Origin of the sequence: Paenibacillus daejeonensis DSM 15491, assembly GCF_000378385.1 — a bacterium.
Lineage (GTDB): Bacteria > Bacillota > Bacilli > Paenibacillales > Paenibacillaceae > Paenibacillus_D > Paenibacillus_D daejeonensis.
The window spans coordinates 56,644-72,397 of sequence record NZ_KB899675.1 but is presented as its reverse complement, the minus strand read 5'-3'; the positions used below and the strand labels follow the sequence as shown (position 1 = coordinate 72,397).

At 57.3% G+C, this 15,754-nt stretch carries 10 protein-coding genes; all 10 read right to left on the bottom strand.

Annotated elements, in window-relative coordinates:
- Nucleotides 1–8: 8 nt before the first annotated feature.
- Nucleotides 9–3,995, bottom strand: coding sequence for a thiol reductant ABC exporter subunit CydD (gene cydD, locus F556_RS36730; protein ID WP_020620479.1), 3,987 nt, complete (start codon nucleotides 3,993–3,995; stop codon nucleotides 9–11).
- Nucleotides 3,996–4,030: 35 nt separating this feature from the next.
- Nucleotides 4,031–5,041, bottom strand: a complete 1,011-nt coding sequence (gene cydB / locus F556_RS0128855) for a cytochrome d ubiquinol oxidase subunit II (protein ID WP_020620478.1) — start codon at nucleotides 5,039–5,041, stop codon at nucleotides 4,031–4,033.
- A 32-nt stretch (nucleotides 5,042–5,073) separates the two neighbouring features.
- Nucleotides 5,074–6,471 (bottom strand): cytochrome ubiquinol oxidase subunit I, encoded by a 1,398-nt coding sequence (locus F556_RS0128850; protein WP_020620477.1) that lies wholly within the window; start codon nucleotides 6,469–6,471, stop codon nucleotides 5,074–5,076.
- Between the two features lie 238 nt (nucleotides 6,472–6,709).
- The gene (locus tag F556_RS0128845; RefSeq protein WP_020620476.1) at nucleotides 6,710–7,414 is read right to left on the bottom strand and encodes a response regulator transcription factor; all 705 of its coding nucleotides are present in this window, start codon (nucleotides 7,412–7,414) and stop codon (nucleotides 6,710–6,712) included.
- Nucleotides 7,415–7,452: 38 nt separating this feature from the next.
- Complete coding sequence (locus F556_RS0128840) at nucleotides 7,453–9,459, bottom strand: sensor histidine kinase (protein WP_020620475.1); 2,007 nt, start codon at nucleotides 9,457–9,459, stop codon at nucleotides 7,453–7,455.
- Nucleotides 9,460–9,674: 215 nt separating this feature from the next.
- A complete protein-coding gene (locus tag F556_RS0128835; protein WP_020620474.1) occupies nucleotides 9,675–10,610 on the bottom strand; it encodes a glycoside hydrolase family 43 protein in 936 nt (311 codons plus the stop codon).
- Between the two features lie 51 nt (nucleotides 10,611–10,661).
- Nucleotides 10,662–12,503, bottom strand: coding sequence for a glycoside hydrolase family 127 protein (locus tag F556_RS0128830; protein WP_020620473.1), 1,842 nt, complete (start codon nucleotides 12,501–12,503; stop codon nucleotides 10,662–10,664).
- A gap of 31 nt (nucleotides 12,504–12,534) precedes the next feature.
- Nucleotides 12,535–13,365 (bottom strand): carbohydrate ABC transporter permease, encoded by an 831-nt coding sequence (locus F556_RS0128825; RefSeq protein ID WP_020620472.1) that lies wholly within the window; start codon nucleotides 13,363–13,365, stop codon nucleotides 12,535–12,537.
- Nucleotides 13,362–14,249: a carbohydrate ABC transporter permease gene (locus F556_RS0128820; RefSeq protein ID WP_020620471.1), complete on the bottom strand. Its 888-nt coding sequence runs from the start codon at nucleotides 14,247–14,249 to the stop codon at nucleotides 13,362–13,364. Before F556_RS0128820 ends, F556_RS0128825 begins: the two co-directional genes overlap by 4 nt.
- Before the next feature lie 70 nt (nucleotides 14,250–14,319).
- Nucleotides 14,320–15,717 carry an ABC transporter substrate-binding protein gene (locus F556_RS0128815; RefSeq protein ID WP_020620470.1) on the bottom strand — a complete coding sequence of 466 codons (1,398 nt, stop codon included), beginning with the start codon at nucleotides 15,715–15,717 and terminating at the stop codon, nucleotides 14,320–14,322.
- Nucleotides 15,718–15,754 lie beyond the last annotated feature (37 nt).

Genomic DNA, 15,754 nt, shown 5'->3' with positions numbered 1-15,754 from the left:
CTATCGCTTCAAGCCAGATGCTTCGCCCACGCGTCCTGCTGCTGCAGGCTCCACATCCGGTAGTAAGCGCCTCTTGCCTGCACCAGCTCTGCGTGGGTGCCGCGTTCGCAGATCCTGCCAGCCTGCAGCACGACAATCTCATCCATCTGCTCCAGACCGCTCAGCCTATGCGTAATCCACAGCACCGCCTTGTCTGCCAGCACCGGTTGCAGCTTCTCGCCAAAGGCAAGCTCCGTGAGCGGATCAAGCCCGGTGCCAGGCTCATCGAACAGCAAGGCCGGCGTGCGCATCACGAGTGCTCGTGCCAGTGCCAGCCGCTGACGTTCACCCCCCGAGAGCTTGGCCCCCCATTCACCAATAACTGTATCATAGCCTTGCGGCAGCTTGGCAATGACGGGCTCCAGCATGGCGATCCGGGCTGCTTCACGCAGCTCGGACATCGGGGCATCCGGGCGACCAAGCCTGAGGTTGTCGGCAACCGTTGCATTGAACAGCTGCACCTGCTGGGACACGACAGCGAATTGGGCGCGCGCTTCCTCGCAGGCCAGTGACGACAGCTCCAGCCCGCCAACCGTTACGCTGCCTTCCTCGTACGCTCGCAGCTTAAGCAGCAGCTGTAGCAGCGTGCTCTTGCCAGCGCCGCTCTCGCCTACAACGGCGATCCGGCGCCCAGGTACCAGCGAGAGCCGGATATCTTGCAGCGCATAAGCTTCACCCTCAGCATAGCGGTAGGACAGCCCGCGCAGCTCGATACGCCAGCCCGACGGCTGGCCTGCCAGCACGAACGGAGGCGGAGCGGCCAATGGGCGCTCCTGCACGGAAGGCAGGGCTTCCGTGTCGACAGCTCGACCGGACACCGCTTGGCGATCGGAAGCTGCCGGGCGGGAAGCCGTCGCTGCCGCGGCGGCGTGCCTTGTCATCGGCGGGCACTCAGCCGCGGTTGCCGGATGCAAGGTGCCGGACTTCGAACTCGTCCCCTGCCCCTCGTTCATCCGGTCAGCCTCATCGGCAAGCTGCAGTAGTCTTCCCCCGGCCGCCATGGTCCGGCCGTAATGCTGGAAGGCCTGCGGCAATGGCAGAATGGCTTCGAAGCAGGCGAAGCCCGCGAGCATTAGCGCCGGAATCATGTAGCCTGGCAGCAGGCCCGAAGCCGTGAGCGGAATGGCCGCGGCCAGAATCAGCCACATGGTCAGATGGGCCAGACCACTCATGATACCGCCTGTGCAGGCCGTGATGGCATGCTGAACCCGTTGATGTCGGTTGAGCTGCTGCTGGAGCCGGGCAATCCGCTCCTCCTGCCACCCGGACCGGCCATATAGCGTCAGTGGCTCCATGCCCGCGAGCAGGTCCGAAGTCTCCTCGTAGAGTCGCGACCTCGTCTCAACGAATGCCTGCGATCCCCGCCGCCCCAGCACGTGACCGAGCCACGGCACGGCAATGCCCGTCAATGCCATCATGCCGAGCAGCAGCCAGCCGAGCGAGACAGCCCCCCTAGCCAGAACGACAAACCCCAGAGCCGCTGCGAGAAGCGCAATGACCGGCGGGGCAATGACCCGGAGATACAGGTTCTGCTGCTCCTCGACGTCACTGAGCACCGAGCCCAACAGATCCCCGCTGCGTCTCCGCTCCAGCAGTCTTACGCCTTGCGGTTCCACCTTGGCATACAGCCATGTCCGCAGCTGCTTGAGGATACGGAAGGTCAAGTCATGCGAGACTAATCGCTCCACGTAGCGCAGCACGCCCCGGGCAATACCGAAGAATCGCACACCGACAATCGGTACATAGAGCATCAAGATATTCTCGGGGCGCAGCGCCGCCTTGGCGATCAGGTAACCCGAGACGCCCATCAAGCCCGTATTGGCCGCTACAGTAGCGAACCCAATCAACACGGCGGCCAGCAGCCGCCATTTATGGGGCATGATGAAGCGGAGCATGCGCCGCAGCACAGCGAAGCCGCCAAGCTGTCCAGTGTCCGCCTTCTGCTTCCGCCGCAACGGGGACTGGGCGCGTCCCACGCTATCGCCGGGTGGAGAATCTGGTACTGTTTGCACAGCATTGGCGCGGCGCTCCAATGGCCCCCCGGGATCGTTACACCCTGTGGTCATGTCCCTCTCGGGGCCTGCTGTCGATCTGGCTGCAACATCCAGTAGATTCGGCTGCGCTAATCCAGCAGCTGTGCGCTGTACAGCAAGGTCTGGCTCTGCCATAGCTGATTGCTGTTCGTCAACTGGACCGGGTGCTGGAGCTGTGGGCCCCATTTCAGCCCCGTCCCTGCCGCCCGCGGCGTGCCACAGCCTTGCATAGAGCCCGCCTCCTGCTAGCAGCTCCGCTGGTGCTCCCTGCTCTACGAGCTGTCCCTCTGCCAGCACGATGACCCGATCGGCCTGGCGTACGGTGTGCAGCCGGTGTGCAGCCATAATGGACATTCGCTCCGTCAATACGGGCGCAAGCGCCGACGTCAGAGCTGTCTCGTGCAGCACATCGAGACCCGCTGTTGGCTCGTCGAGCAACAGCAGCGGAGCCGGGCGCAGCAGCGTCCGGGCCAGCGCGATCCGCTGAGCTTGACCACCGGAGAGCCGCACTGCCTCGCCCAGCGGCGTAGCATAGCCCTGCGGCAGCAGGCGGATGAAGCCATCAGCCTGTGCCAGCGTGGCGGCTGCGCGGACCTCAGCATCCGTCGCTTCTGGCCGGGACAGCCGGATGTTGTCGGCTACCGTCCCGGCGAACAGATGCGCCCGCTGCGGGAGCGCCGACAGGCGGCTGCGCCACTCGTGCATCGACAGCTCGGACATGTCGATGCCGTCAATCAGAATCCGGCCCGAGGTTGGCCGAATGTAGCCTTGGAGCAGCTCCAGCACAGTGCTTTTGCCAGCCCCGCTCGGACCGACCAAGGCAATCCGCTCCCCTGGCTCCAGCGTGAAGCTCAGCTCGTGTACCGCATCCCGCTCCGCGCCGCTGCGGCGGACCGTCACCCGTTCGAACTGAATCCGATATCCCTCAGGAAACGCAGGCAGCGGTGCGGCATCCGGACGCTCGGGCCAGCCCGGCACTTCCTCCTGCAGGATGCGAACCATGCGGCTGAACGCGCTCATGCCGTTCTGACCGGCATGGAACTGAGCGCCCAGCGTCCGGATTGGTGTATAGAACTCGGGTGCGAGCAGCAGCACCAGGAATGCCGCTTCGAAGCCAATCTGGCCATCGACCAGACGCAGCCCCAGGAACACCGCCACGACAGCGGTACTTAATGAGGCGAATAATTCCATCGCCAGCGCCGACAGAAAGGCCAGCCGCAGCGTGCCCATGGCGGAGCGCCGGTGCTGCTCGCCAATGCGGTCGATAATCTCGATCTGGGCCTTGCTGCGATTGAAGATCGCCAGGGTCGGCAGACCCCGCAGCACATCATGGAAATGACCGCCCAACCGGCCCAGCAGCTTGAACTGCTTGTCGGTCTTGCTCTTGGCCGTCTTGCCGATCAGGATCATGAACAGGACCAACAGCGGCAGTGTGATACCGAATATAATTGCCGAGAGCCGGTCGACACTTAACGTCATAAAGAATACGGCCGCCGGCACGAACATCGACAGCGCGAGCTGCGGCAAATACTTGCTGAGGTAGCTCTCCAGCTGCTCGACGCCTTCATAGACCGTTCCTACCAGCTCGCCACTGCGCTCGCCCTTGCCATACTCGGGCCCCAGCTCCGACAGCTTGCGGATGAGCTGCAGACGCAGCTTGTCTTTGATCCGCTGCGCCATCGCCGATGCTGCATAATCCCCCGCGCTGTGCAGCACAGCCCGCAGGGCAATAATCCCCAACAGCACGTACAACAAAGGGAGCAGCACCGACAGCCCCTGTCCGCCCAAGAACGCGCCATTCACCACCCGGGCCATATAGACAGCCTGTGCAATCAACAGCAGCCCGCCTAGTACGCCCAGCAGGATGCTGATGGCAAACAACTTGCGCGTCCCTTGCACCTGCTCGAACAGTTTCTTCATCATCCCCGCCGCTCCCTTCCTATTCACATGGTTAATCTTTAATAGTCTAAGTGGTCATTGGCTGTTACTCGCTTGCGGAATACCCAATACGTCCAGGCTTGGTAGGCCAGTACGAATGGCAGCACCGTCACCGCTACAATCGTCATGACCTTCAAGGTATAAGCGTTCGATGACGCGTTATGAATCGTCAGCGACCATTCCGGATTAAGCGAGGAAATCATCACATTCGGGAACAGCAGCATGAAGACCGTTATCGTCGACAGAATGATCGTTGCCCCCGTCATGATGAAGGCCCAGCCGTCGCGGCCCGCCTTGATGAAGAAATGCACAGACAACAGCGCCATACCCGCGAGCACCGGGATCAGGCCCGGGTTAATGCCCTGGGAAGCAAACATATCCGTCTCAAAATAGCTCAGGACCACGAACAACATCAGCACCGCACTCGTCCATGCACCGATTCGCTTCGCTACGCCGCGCGCCCGCTCCCGCAGCACGTCCTCCGTCTTGAGTGTAAGGAACAATGCGCCGTGCAGCAGGAACAGCAATACCATGCTCAGCCCCGCTGTGATGGAGTAAGGGGACAGCAGGTCCCAGAATGAGCCGACATAGTTCATATTCTCGTCAATCGGTACTCCGCGCATCAGATTGGCCAGGGCTACACCCCACAGCAGGGGCGGCAGCATACTGCCGATACAGATAATCCAGTCCCAGAGCGCCCGCCATCGCTTGTTCTCCAGCTTGCTTCGGAATTCGAACGCCACGCCGCGCCCGATTAACGCCAGCAGCATCAGGAACAGGGCCATGTAAAAGCCGCTGAACAACGTTGCATACCAGTTGGGGAATGCCGCGAACATTGCGCCGCCGGCTGTAATCAGCCACACCTCATTGCCGTCCCAGAACGGTCCGATCGTATTGATGACGACCCGCCGGTCCGTGTCCGTCTTGCCAAGGAAGGGCATCAGCATGCCCACGCCAAAATCAAAGCCCTCCAAAAAGAAAAACCCGATAAACAACACCGTAATTAAAATGAACCATACCGTCTCCAGCATGCTACCTCTCGCCCCGCTTTCTCATAGGATCCCTACAGCATCGCGGCGGTGCCGCGATCCTGCTGCCCGGACTTGGTGTGATGATGCGACGTCTCGACCTCCGCGCCTTGACGCACCGTGTGCACCACCAAATAAATAAAGGCGGCAGCGATTAATCCATAGACAACAGTAAAGCCGATCAGCGTCGTCGCTACCATGCCGCTGGAGACGAGCGGCGAAACCCCTTGCTCTGTCCGTTGCAGTCCAAAGACAACCCATGGCTGGCGGCCCACCTCCGTCATAATCCAGCCCGCCGTATTGGCTATGAAGGGCAGGGATATCGCCGGCAGCATCCATTTCAGGTAATGCAATGATCCTTCTACCCTGCCCCGGATCACTTTGTACGTGCCGATCATGCCCAGCAGAATCATCGTCATGCCAGCAGCCAGCATTACCCGGAAGCTCCAGAACGTCGTCCGCACCGGCGGAATGTAGTTGCCTGGACCATATTCGGCTTCATATTGAGCCTGGAGCTCCAGCATCCCCGGCACACTACCGGTCAGCTTGTTGTAGGACAGCACGCTGAGCAGGTAAGGGACCTCGATCTGAAAGCCGTTCTCCCGGTTGTCTGGATCAATGGACGCGATGACAGTCCATGGCGCGCTCTCACCCGTCGTATGCCAGAGTCCCTCGGATGCCGCCATCTTCATTGGCTGCGAGGTCATCAGATGCTGGGCCTGATCATGACCGGCAAAGGCGGTCAGCAGGCTCGATACCAGCGCCACGATAATCGCGATATTGAACGAGGCGCGGAACATCTCGGTTTGCTGCTTGCGGAGCAGCTTGTACGCGCTGATTCCCGCTACGAAGAAAGCTCCCGTGGCGAATGCCCCGAAGATCACGTGCGGGAATTCCACCCACAGCTGCTTGTTGCCCAGCAGTGCGAAGAAATCGGTCATCTCCGCGCGGCCATTCACAACTTCATAGCCTACAGGCTCCTGCATGAAGGCGTTGGCGCTGAGAATCCATAGCGCCGACAACGTGGCCGCGATGGCCACCAGCCAGATACAGGCCAGGTGCAGCTTCTTGGACAGCCGGTCCCAGCCGAAGATCCAGATGCCCAGGAACGTGGATTCCAGAAAGAACGACACCAGCGCCTCTACCGCCAGCGGCCCCCCAAACACGGCGCCTACATACCTGGAGAAATCGGCCCAGTTCATGCCGAACTGGAACTCCTGCATAATCCCTGTAACGACCCCTACCGCAAAGTTAAGCAGAAAAATTTTGCCCCAAAACTTCGTCATGCGCTTGTACTTCTCATCATCCCGGATGACATACATCGTTTGCATAAAGGCGATTAAATACGCCAGTCCGATTGACAGCGGCACGAACAAAAAGTGATAAATTGTCGTGATGCCGAACTGTAATCTGGCGAGCTCGACAGCTTCCATAGTTGAATCTCTCCCTTCGACTTCATCATTATAGGAGAGAAGTATTTGCGGCATATGTGATTAATTTCACACGAACCTGTGGCGATTGTGATTTATTTCTCAAGGTGTGACGGAGGTGTGACTGTAGCTGAGATGTCGGAGACGCGAATGTCAAAAAACCCGCTAGCCTGTCGGCTGCGGGATGCTGGGAGGTGGTATGGTGCTAATAGGATAAGGGTTAGAGGAGAGGCACCTGGCATCAGGCCTGCTCATCACTCCAGGATAGCTTGTACCCGAAGCCGCGCACGGTTTGAATATACTTGGGCTGGGAGGGGTTTCGTTCTATCTTTTTGCGCAAGTAGCGGATATGCACACTCACTGTACTCTCCTCACTCGTCCCGTCCAGTCCCCAGATTCGGTCATACAGCATGCTGGCGCTGAACACCTGGTTGGGATGGCTGGCCAGAAAGAATAACAGCTGGCGCTCTTTGGTCGACAGATTCACTGCTTCTCCCTCCACCTTTACCGTGAAGCTCTGCAGATCAATCTGGAGTTCGCTACTGTTGAGCCGATTCCTCTGATACGTCTGCTTCCAGTAGGCATAACTGCGGAGTTGTGCCCGAATCCGGGCCATGACCACATCCACATCAAACGGCTTGACGATGTAATCATTGGCCCCGCCCTCCAGACCCGCCACAATATCTTCACCGCCTTTGCGGGCCGTGACCAGGATGACAGGCATATCGGATTGTTCGCGAATCTCCTTGCACAACTCCATCCCGTCTCCATCCGGTAAATTAACATCCAGCAAGGCCAAGTCAGGCGGTCCGGCCTGCAAGAGACGACGGGCTTCCTCTGCTCCTCCTGCTGCCGATACGCGGAATCCACCACCTTCTATGCAGAGACGGAGCAGCTCCCGAATATCTTTTTCATCCTCGACAATCAAGATATGTCCTGTGTTCATCCGGCACCTTCCTTCCTGCAGGCTTCCATAGATTATAGTTATTCGTCCTCCATCCAATACAGAGGGAAGATGAGATAAAAGGTACTGCCTTCGGAAGAAGAATGCTCCAGTCCGATCTCGCCTTGCTGCGCCTGCATAATCATGCGGCAAATCGACAGTCCGAGTCCGATGCCCGAGATGGCATTAGCCTTAGCGGCCTTTCCCCGGTAATACCTCTCGAAAATGTGGTCTTGCTCTTCCACCGCAATGCCGCAGCCGCTATCCCTCACCCGAATCAATACGGTGTCCGGTTCCGGGCCAAGGCCTTCCAGGGAAGCCTCCACACGAATGATGCCTCCGCTCTGACTGAACTTCTGTGCATTGGACAGCAGATTCACGAGCACCTGCTCCACACGCATCGGATCGGCATGAAGGGCCGCTGTCCGTCCCGGCACTGCTGGCTGTGGCGGCAGTGCCCAACTGAAATCGAGTCCGCGCTCAGCCATGCTAAGTTCCCATTTGCTGCACAACTGGTCCAAAAATGCAGACAAATCCAATCGCTCATTCTCCAAATGAATCTGCTTGTTCTCCAGTCTGGCCATCTCCAGCATGTCATCCACCGTCCGTTCCATGGCCTGCGATTTCTCGTAGATGATATTGAGATAACGGGGATCACCGGCGGGAATCGTGCCTTTTAGCATTAACTGTACATAGCCCTTAATGGACGTAATCGGCGTGTTGAGCTCATGGCTCACCTCGGAGTACATGTTGCTGCGAATCTTATCCATTCGCTCCAGCTTATCATTCGATATCCGTAGCCTAGTGTTGGCCTCGTTCAAGGCGGCATTCGTCGAACTCAACTGGACCAGCCGCAGGAAGCGCATGCCAATAATGATAGACACACAGGCAATCTCAGCAGTGAATCCGACGAAGGTCCATCCAATCTGAATCAAGGCATCCCTGGCCGTCAAAATGGTGGTTGGGGAAGACGCTCCCACTATTTGCCCGTTGATCAACCGACCCGTTACCACGCCCACCAGGAACAACGCATTGCCCAATGCAAAGAGGCGTACTTCCCAGTCACGACGTCGTTTGAGCGCAATCAACAGCACAACCATAATGACCACCAGAAGGACCGTTGACAAGTAGTCATAAAACAAGGTGTAAAAGAACTGTTGGACCTGTTCACCAAACAAGAGTGTGCCTATCGTTCCTACCACGGCATAACCCGCTATGCCGTAGCCCGTGCGGCGCAGCCACTTCTCGCGCCCTGTTGCCACAATGGCATGGGTGATCAGAATGCCGCTGGCATGTCCCATATACCAGTTAAAATGGATGAACGTGCCCCATGCCCCCAACGATTCCTCCGTGACAAGGTGCTGCCAGCTTCCCCATAGTGTCGCTAAGCTTACAGCCAGACTTAATAAGAAGCAAGAAAAATATAAAAGAACCGGCTGAGATCGTTGAAACCCATAGCCAATCAGTGATAACAAGCTTAATACGAGTAGAGCCGCAGCCCCCGCCCATGCTGGGCCTTCCCGCTGTAGCTGTTTGAGAAAGAGGGCGGCAGATGAGCCCACCCATACCTCGAAGCCTTTCTCCACATGCTGATGCGGCGAAATCCGGACCAGCAGCGATTGCTGGCTATCTCCGGGCTGATAGGAGACAACTCGGGAGGTAATGAATCCCGAAGGCAATACTTGCTTGGACGTAAAGATTTTCTCTTCCCCCACGAATACGGCTATTTCATAGTCATGGACTTTATAATCTGAGATGAGCAAGTTACCCATCCTGTGCTGCTCCGGCGGCAAATCCGCCCTCAACCAGAGCTCGCTCCCTGCCCTGGAACCCTGTTTATCCAGATCCAAGTCGGAAATGGCCCGCCACTCACCAGGTAGCTCCCCATCCGGTACATTGCCGTAATAATAAGCTTCCCATAGGATGCGCTCAGCCTTGTTCCGCTTGCTCTCCTCCGCGAAAGCTTCCACCGTTCCGGTGAGTAAGGTAGCTAGGATTCCAATCCATAGCACCACACTCCACTTGATCCAGGCTTGCTGCCCTGCCATGCTTCCGTTCCCCTTTACGCTCACGTCATCTGCTCTTATCAGTGTATCGTGCTTACGATGATTCGTATAGGTTATTAATGGGATTAACAAGGTGAAATGGCTGCTTCATCTTTGGCGAGGAGAGGGGTTGGGGGGGACGGATATGTCCGGCAGGCAGACGCGATTGAACAGCGTTCAACCGTCGTCTGCCGGGGACTAGAGTTCTGCTGCTGTCGCTAGTCGTTACGCAACGGGCGGGCCGGGGCGCCCTCGAAGGTAAGGCAGACCGGCTGGATGCGCCCCTCTGCAGCGAAGGTCATCCGGTCAATGCAGACCACACGATGATTCGCATCCGTCTCGGTCAGCGGCCGGCGGTGGTACACGATGTACCACTCATCGGTTCCGGGGATGTTCAGGACACCGTGGTGCCCTGCGCCTGTGGCAACGTTCGGGTCCTGCGCCAGAATCTTCGCTTCCCGTTGAAAGGGGCCGAGTGGCGAGTCCGCGATGGCATAGGCTACCGAGTAGTCTGGACCGCCCCAGCCGCCCTCCGACCACATGAAGTAGTACCTGCCGTCCCGCTTGAACATGCACGGCCCCTCCACGAACAATTCGGGCGTCACTTCCTTGTACACTTCTCCGTCCGCAAACGGAGTTAGACTCACCATATCCTCGCCCAGCCGGACCACGTTACAATGCCCCCAACCGCCATAATAGAGATAGGCGTTACCATCGTCATCGATGAAGGCATGCGGGTCAATCGGCTGCGCCCCATGGACAAAACGGTCAATCAGCGGTTGGCCCAGCGCATCGCGGTAGGGTCCCTCCGGCCGGTCTGCAACGGCAACACCGATGCCCCCGAGCTCCGCGTCACTCTGAATATCATTGGCTGCAAAGTAATAATAATAGCGTCCATCTCGCTCTACCGGGGAGGGTGCCCACAAGGCCTGATGGGCCCACGTGATATCGCTCATTTGCAGAATGCGATCTGCCTTGCTCCAGTTTACCAGGTCCTCCGAGTAGAAGGCGTCAAAGTGCTTCTGCTCCGCATACGGCGCCGACCAGGTCGGATAAATCCAGTACTTGCCTGCGAATATACGGGACTCCGGGTCGGCATACCAGCCCGCGAACACCGGGTTGCCAGACGTCCGTTTATCCTTGCTCACGCTCATCGTAGTCTCCTCTCTCGTGCTGCAGCAGTGGGGTTCTTCTTAGCCTTACTCTCAAGTATACAGCCTGCGGTCCTCCGCTGCACGGAGCCAGACCTGCATGTGCCCTGCCTCGCGGTTATCCCACGCGTAATAGGGGATCAACGTGTACGGCGTATCGTCTGCTGTACGGCTATGCAGAACTGTCACGCCGCCCAGGAGCTCCGGTCGGTGCTCCGTCGCAAAAGCTCCGCCCGGCTGGATAACGCAGGCATCGTAAGCCAGATCGGGATTGTCGGCCTCCTCCAGACAATAGACGATGGGCCCTCGCTGCACAGCCAGACGGCCGATATTGGCCTCGACCTCATCTCTAGCTTGCACCTGCAGGGCCGGCATGTCCAGCTCCAGGACCAGCCGATCACCCGCATCCCAGTGGCGGCGCAGCGTAACATAGCCACGATTAGATAAGGCAGCCTCACCAGACAGCAAGGTTCCGTTCAGCGAAATCCGGTAGCTCTTGCACCAACCCGGCACCCGCATTCCGATGGCAAACTCGCCGGCTTCTTGTGATGGTTCCACCTCCAGGGCCACCGCACCCTCCCACGGGTAACGGGTCGTCTGCCTCAAACGGACAGCCGCGCCGTCCGCCAGCTTCAGCTCTGCTTCACCACTCATATATTGATTGACGATCAGGCTGTCATGACTGGCCGCATACACATATTGCCCAATGGATGGCAGGAAACGAACGAGATTGGTTGGGCAGCATGAGGTGTCGAACCATTCCACTCGGTGGTGGTCTCCCTGTGACGCCAGCGGGTTGACATAGAAGAAGCGGTCGCCAGAGAGTGAGAGGCCTGCCAGTGCTCCGTTATACATCTCACGTTCCACGATATCCGCGTATCTGGCATCACCGAACAGCAGATTCATCCGGTGATTCCAAAATGCCATGGCGATTGCCGCGCAAGTCTCGCAGTAAGCAGACGCATTGGGCAGATCATAGTCCTCGGTGAAGCCCTCGTTGTGTCGGGATGGTCCGATGCCTCCGGTCAAGTACATGTTACGCTCCACGGTATGAGCCCATACCCGGTGCAGCGCCTCCACATAGTGCGGATCGCCGGACGCATGTACCACGTCAGCCATCGCCGCATACTGGTACATGGCGCGCACGGCATGTCCCGTCACCTGCTCAATATCCGCTACCGGTACATCGTCCTGACAATACGCAGGACCCCATTCCGGGATGTCCCATATGCGCCCGGCGCCATGCCCGCGCCCGCGTTCCTCCAGCAGCCACAGCGCCAGCTTCCAATACCGCTCCTCGCCGGTGAGCCGGTAGAGCTTGACCAGTGCCAGCTCGATCTCCTGATGGCCCTCGACCCAATGCCGTTTACCGGGACCGAACATCCTGTCATAATGATCAGCCAGACGCCGAGCTACCTCCAGGATGAGCGGCTTGCCCGTGGCTTCATAGTAGGCGACGGCAGCCTCAATCAGATGACCGCCATTGTACATCTCATGCTTCTCCATGTCCGTCCATTTGCCGGCTGGCTCCTTAAGCGTGTAGTAAGTGGTCAGATAGCCGTCCGGCTCCTGTGCCGCCGAAATCCACTCCACGATCCGGTCAATCTCGGCTTCAAGCTCGGAATCGCGATGGAGCATGAGTGAATACGCCGCGCCCTCCAGCACCTTGTATACGTCAGAATCATCATAATAGAGGCCTTGGAACTCCCCCTCCATCAATCCTCCCGCTTTTGCAAAGTTATCCAGCCTTCCCGTCTTCTCGCACTGCGCCAGACAGACCGGCAGCGTGGTTCGCTGCACAATCTCCAGGCGCTCCAGCCAAAAGCCCTCCTCTATCCCTACTTTCGTAAATGGCACGCTCTTCCATCGCTGAAGTTGTGTTGCTGTACTGGGCATGGCATTCGCCTCCTCTTAACGCTAGAATCGGTTAACCTTTTAGTCCCGTTAATGTAATGCCTTCCAAGAAATAACGCTGTCCAATCAGAAAAACGATGACACAAGGCAGCACTACGGCTGTCGAAGCTGCCATCAGCAGGTCCCATTGCGCGGTATACGTGCCTTGGAACATCTGCAGACCGAGTGCCAGCGTGAACAGACTGTCGCTTTTGAGATAAATCAAGGGCCCCATAAAATCATTCCATGTCGCCAAGAAGGTGAACAGCGCCACGACGATGACCGCCGACCGGCTGAGTGGCAGAATGATGCGGAAGTAGATGGTGAAATATCCCGCCCCGTCCACGACGGCCGCTTCGTCGAAGTCCCTCGGAATTGTCAGGTAAAATTGCCGCAGCAAAAAGATATTAAACATGCCGCCACCGAAGAAAGCCGGGGCTATGAGCGGATAGTAGGTGTCATAAAAGCCTAGCATCTGCCAGCCCAAAAAGCTCGGAATCAGCGTAACTGCTGCGGGCAGCATCATACTTGAGAGCAGAATGCCGAAGATGAGATCCCGCCCTTTCCACTGAATACGCGAGAAGCCGAAGGCGGCAATGGTACTGGTTAGCACCGTGCCGGCCAGCGTACCCATGACAATAATTGTGGTATTCAGGAAGTAGGTCCCGAAGGGCAGAATGGTGAGCGCTTTTTTGAAATTGCCCCATTGAAACGGTCGTGGCAACCACTCCGGCGGCATGGTGAAGATTTGTGACAGATCCATTAGCGAACTGCGGATAAGCCAGACAAATGGCGTCATAAACAGCGCCGACACGATCAACAGCGCGAGGTAGCCCAGCACCTGAACAGACTGCGATGTCTTCATGAGCGTCCCCCTCCTTCGTAGTAAACCCAGGATTTCGAGCTGCGGAAGACCAGGTAGGTAAAGAACAGGATAATCAAGAATAGCACCCAGGCCAGCGCAGACGCATAACCCATCTCGGTATCCCGGAATCCCGTACGCCACAGATAGAAGACGTAGAACAAGCTACGGTTGTTCGGCCCGCCCTCCGTGAGGATGTAAGCTTCATTAAATACCTGGAAGGAGCCGATGATCGTCATAATGGTATTAAAAAAAATCGTCGGCGTGACCATCGGAATTGTAATATGGCGCAGCTTGCTGTACCAGCCGCCGCCATCGACGTCGATTGCCTCATAGTATTGCTTCGGAATACCGGTCAAACCTGCCAAAAAAATGATGACCGTGCCCCCGATGCCCCACAGCGTCGTCAGCACGACCGAGGGCACAACGCTATTCTCTGCATATAGCCAATTGCTGGTCGGCAGACCGACGGCCGAGAGTGCCGAGTTGACAAGTCCGAGATCGGGATTCAGCAGCCACATCCAGATCATCGCAGATGCCACGGCTGGTACTATACTGGGGAGATAGATAATGGTGCGGAAGATTGACTTGCCCCTCACATTCATATTAAGCAGCAGTGCTACCGCGAACGAGATCAGGATGACAGCCGGCACCCGTAGCAGCACGAAGTAGAAGGTGACGCCCAGTGACCGATAGAATAACTCGTCTTCCCCGCCGAACAGACGCACATAATTGTCCAGCCCGACGAATGAAGTTTGAGCTTTGAATACATTGTAGTCGGTTAAGCTAAGCACCAGACTTGCAATCATCGGACCCAGCGTGAACAGCAGGAATCCCAGAATAGCGGGCGAGGTGAATAGCAAACCGTAGAACAGTCCTTTTCTCATGGATACCTCCTGTCAAAAATCGGGCAGGCGGCCGTTCGGAGGCCGCCTGCTCTTATGTCCACGCCGGCTGTTACTGCTGAATATCTCGGCGCCCTTGTACTTGCACCTGAGCTTTGTCCGCGATAGCATCCAGTGCTTCCTGTGCCGACTGCTGTCCCAGCCACACCTTATCCAACGCCGGACTAACAACGTCCATGATTTTACTGAAATTCTTCACATAACCGGTTGGCGTTTGATGGCTGTTGCTCAGCAGGACCTCTACGATGGCATCCTTATAGCCGGATGGGCGCGAAGCCAGATTTTCCGTCCATCTAGCGAGCAGCTCAGGCTCTGTATACCAGCTCTTGTAAGAGGGCATCCACGTACCAGCTGTAATCATGTCAATGGAAGATTCGGGATCAATCAGATACTTGATCAGCTCCCAGGATTCCTGTGGGTACTTGGTCGATTTAAACATGGAGAACATCCCGCAGACGATGGTTGTCATTGGATCTTTCATAACCGGGAGCACGCCTACGTTGTAATCAAAGTCCGATTGGGCCAGCGAAGTAGAGGCCCACTGGCCGTCGATAACCATCGCTACTTTTTTGGTCTGCAACGCCACATTGGTGGCCGGGATGTTCTTGGACTGCACGGGGGACGGTGAAACATGATGCACGTTGATCAAATCGGCAATATTCTGAAACACCTCTACGGCCTCGGGCTGGTTAAGAGCGAAGGTTTCGCCGTCCGCCGAGACGAAATCGCCGCCGTTGGAGTAGATAAAGTTGCTGTATCCGCCCCACCATGTCGGGAAGTTGATTCCGTACTGTTTGATATTCTTGGGGTCGAAGCCGGGATCTGCAGCATTGCGGCCTTGGTTGTCGATTGTCATCTGTTTTGCCACCTCGACGAACTCATCCCACGTCCACGCCTCAGACGCTTTTGATGGCGGAGGCTCGACGCCTGCATCAGCAAACATCGCTTCATTGTAGAAGAGACCGAACGACTCAGGTCCCGGGGCGATGCCGATGACATGACCCGGCTCCAGCGAATACAGCAGGTTCGGTACCAAATCATCGATACTCAGATTCGGATCCTCATCCAAGAATTCCTGAAGGTTGTGGAACTTGCCCTCCTCTGCGAGCGGGAAGGCAATGGTCCCGGACTCCATCATGGCGATATCCGGCACATCGTTGCCGGCCACCATGGTTGTCAGCTTGGTATCATAATCAGTAGCAATATGCTGCAGGTCCACTGTAATATGCGTAAATTCTTCTTCGAAACGATCAATGGCGACCTTGTAGGCCGCAAGTTCATCTGGCGCCCCCCAGACCGACATGCGCAGCGTGATTGGCTCTTGGTCTCCATTTTCCCCGCCGCTCGGAGGCGAAGGATCAGCTGCTGGCCTCGTACATCCGGCTACTGTTGCTGCCAACAGTGTTGCCGCCAGCAGCATTGAGATTGTTTTTGTACCACGCACCATCATGGAACGTAACCCCTTTCCGTATCTTCAAAATGTCGGT